Here is a 3,493-nt window from a genome sequence, read left to right on the forward strand (position 1 = left end):
TCATCTGTGGACGCCCCGCGAGATGCAAGCGATTTTTGAGGAAGATCGGCACGTAGTCGGATGCTGCCATCTGTCCGGCCTCTGATGGTGCAGCGATGAAGCTGCGGGCCCGTATGGGAGTTCGCAGACCGGAACCAAATCATAAAAGCGTGCTCTAGGCACGATGAGTACGCCTGGTTCTTCCGGCCTCGTCTCACCGACTGTTGCGCCATACCCTCCTTCGACCGACTACATCTCCGACGACCTCAGGTCCGCCAGGATCACGCCTTGGCGGCGACCGGAGCCCTGTAATTCTCCTGCTTGACAAGTAGCGCCCAGACGATCCGCGCCATCTTGTTGGCGAGCGCGACGGTTACCAGCATCCGCGGCTTGCGAGCCAGCATCTGTTCGAGCCACGACCCCCTTGGCGCACCGCGTTTGCTCGCCTGTTGCACGACCGCGCTGCTGCCGATGATGAGAAGGCGCCTGAGCGTGCGTTCGCCCATCTTGGATGTCGCACCGAGCTTCTGCTTGCCGCCTGTCGATCTTTGAAGAGGCGTGAGACCGAGCCAGGCCGCGAAGTCACGGCCTTTGGCAAAGGTCTCGGCCGGCGGTGCTAGGGCGGCGATCGCGGTGGCGGAGATTGGGCCGATGCCGGGAACGGTCATTAGCCGGCGCGAGACTTCGTCCTCGCGAGCACGTCGCGCGATCTCCTGGTCGAGATCCGCGATCTTGCCATTGAGGCCGGCCAGCAGGTCCAACATCAATCGGAACATGGCGTGGGTCGCTTTGGGAAGCGAGCTGGCCATCGCTTCGTCCTCGATCAGGTCGGCAAGCATCGCCACGTGCGACGGGCCCTTGGGCGCGATCCAACCATATTCGGTGAGGTGTCCCCGGATCGCGTTGATGAGCTGCGTTCGCTGCCGCACTAACAGGTCACGGGTCCGAAACACCAGACCCGCCGCCTGTTGCTGTTCGCTCTTCACGGCCACGAACCGCATGCTCGGCCGCTGCGCTGCTTCGCAGATCGCCTCGGCATCGATCGCGTCGTTCTTTTGCCGCTTCACAAACGGCTTTACGTACGCGGGAGGGATCAGCCGAACTTGATGGCCAAGCCGGGCGAGCTGACGGGCCCAGTGATGGGCTCCGCCACATGCCTCCAGAGCTACCGTGCAACTCGGCTGGGTTGCGAAGAAATCCAGCAGCTTTCCTCGGCTGATCCGTTTGCTGAACATAGCTCGCCCTTTCCCGTCTGCTCCATGAGCGTGGAAAACATGCTTGGCGATATCCAGACCGATTATGCTAACCTCCGACACGGACGCCTCCCTTAAGTGGTGCTAAACACCTCCACTTTGGCACATCGATGCCGTCGGCGGGGCGTCCACCCCATCATAAACCCGCACCGCGGGCAGGCCGCCTATGACCGCTGTGCCTGCGCTCGCGGCGCAATAGCGGACGACATCAGAGGTCCGAGTTGGGCCACCTCCGGACTCATGCATCGCAGCAACTACGTCCTATTCGTTCACCGCGTCGGGGACGAGCGTGGACTCATTCGGGCAATCCCGCTTTCCGAAAACCCTCAATCAACAGCATCGTATTTTTTGACAGCCGGCTCCGGGCGATCCATGCAGATATTGTAAAGGCGGGATCGACCTCAAGCAGACGCGCTGCCGCGTCACGCGCCTCCGTGTCGCGTCCGAGATGGGCGAACGCGGACGCAAGACAGCGGTAAGCTCCCATATAAGAGGGGCTCTGACGTTGAGCTTTCTTCCCCGCGACGATGGCCTCGTCGAAGCGACCAAGCTCTATAAAGGCATACCCCATCCCGGCAAACGCTCGGTGTAGCAGCGGGTCTATCGGGCTCGTGCGCATGGCACATTCAAAGCTCCGGACCGCTTCTTCCGGCTGCCCCGCAATTATATAGACCCAGCCTCTGCAGGCCCATGCGATAAATGAATTTGGATTGAGCGTGACCGCCCGGTCAGCCATTTCGATCTCGCTATCACTATCGCCGACCATGAACGCCGAGATGATGGCAGCTCCCGCTAACGTGTCTGGATCACCATCGTCGATGCTCAATGCCAAGCGAGAAAGCCGAATTGCTTCGTTGCGGTCGAATTGAGGATCGATGGCACAGCCAGAAACGACGTTGTTCATATGACAGCTACCTGCCATTGCAGCGACACGGCCGAACCGAGGATCGAGTTCCAAAGCGCGATGAGCCAGCCTGAGCGCCTCGGCAAACCCTTCTCGGGTCGCTAGGTAATTCTGCTGGACAGCTCGTAGGTAAAAATCATAGGCGGTGAGGTTCTCCGGTCGCCGCCGCGCCGCCATTGCAATTTCCGTTTGAAGCAATTTGGGCTGAATAGCTGAGACAACGGCAACCGTTACTTCGTCCTGGAGAGCGAAGATGTCGGTCAGGTCGCGCTCGAACCTGTCCGCCCAGATGTGCGCGCCCGACACCGCATCAATCAACTGCCCTGTGATGCGAACTTTCCCCGCCGCCTTGCGCACCGACCCCTCAAGGACATAGCGCACGCCGAGTTCGTGCCCGACCTGCTTCACGTTGACCGCCTTGCCCTTGTAGGTAAAGCTCGAATTGCGCGCGATCACGAACAGCCATTTGAATCGAGAAAGCGCCGTGATGATCTCCTCAACCATCCCATCCGCAAAATACTCTTGCTCCGGATCACCGCTCATGTTCTCGAACGGCAGCACCGCGATCGACGGTTTGTCCGGAAGCGGAGGGGCCATGGTTAGCCGCTCGGTCAGCGCGCGATGCCCGCCCGCGCAGACGGCATAAGCCCGAACCGGTTTGGCGATGTTCTTGAGATGCTGCTCGCCGCGATCCTCGAAGCCAACGTCCAGCTTGCCTTCGACCTCGCTGAATACCTTTTCGGACATCAGGATGCCGCCCGGATCGGCGATCCCCTCCAGCCGGACCGCGATGTTGATCCCGTCGCCAAAAAGATCGCCGTCAGCCCCGACGATAACCTCCCCGAGATTGACCCCAATACGTAACCGAAGGGAGCTTCGGCCTGACGCGATGCTTTCCTGAATCTCCGCCGCGCATCGCACGGCAGCCGACGGACTTGCGAACTCGGCCAGAGCGCCATCCCCTGTTGTCTTGATCAGGCGGCCGTCATGGCGGGCGAGGCTGGGCTCGATCAATTCTCGCTTGAGCCGCTCGAACTCGGCGTAGGTGGCTTCCTCCGCCCGCTCCATGAGCGCCGAATAGCCGACCACGTCTGCGGCCAAGATCGCCGCTAATCGCCTTTGGACCCAGTGCTCCGTCACGGCGCCCTCCGAACGACCAGGAAAACACGTCGCTGGGACAAGGAGGAGCCTAGCACTTTGTTGTGGACCTGTGAGCAGCAAACACAGGGGGCCCTGTTGCCCCAAGCGGCATTTGGGCACGGCGGCAATAAGCGTGCGTCAACTGGGGAAGTCCGCTAATGGGATGGTCCGGCCGTGCTCCTGCCCCGCCAGCAAGCGAAGCTGGCAAGGGGCGCCA

At 61.1% G+C, this 3,493-nt stretch carries 2 protein-coding genes; both read right to left on the reverse strand.

Annotation, left to right across the window (positions count from 1 at the left end; genetic code table 11):
• Window positions 1-260: 260 nt before the first annotated feature.
• Window positions 261-1,295 carry an IS110 family RNA-guided transposase gene (locus ACFFWD_RS24895; RefSeq protein WP_376969537.1) on the reverse strand — a complete coding sequence of 345 codons (1,035 nt, stop codon included), beginning with the start codon at window positions 1,293-1,295 and terminating at the stop codon, window positions 261-263.
• Window positions 1,296-1,527: 232 nt separating this feature from the next.
• Window positions 1,528-3,276, reverse strand: coding sequence for an adenylate/guanylate cyclase domain-containing protein (locus ACFFWD_RS24900; RefSeq protein ID WP_376969539.1), 1,749 nt, complete (start codon window positions 3,274-3,276; stop codon window positions 1,528-1,530).
• Between the last annotated feature and the right edge of the window lie 217 nt (window positions 3,277-3,493).

It is taken from the genome of Bradyrhizobium erythrophlei, from assembly GCF_042430365.1.
Taxonomy (GTDB): domain Bacteria; phylum Pseudomonadota; class Alphaproteobacteria; order Rhizobiales; family Xanthobacteraceae; genus Bradyrhizobium; species Bradyrhizobium erythrophlei.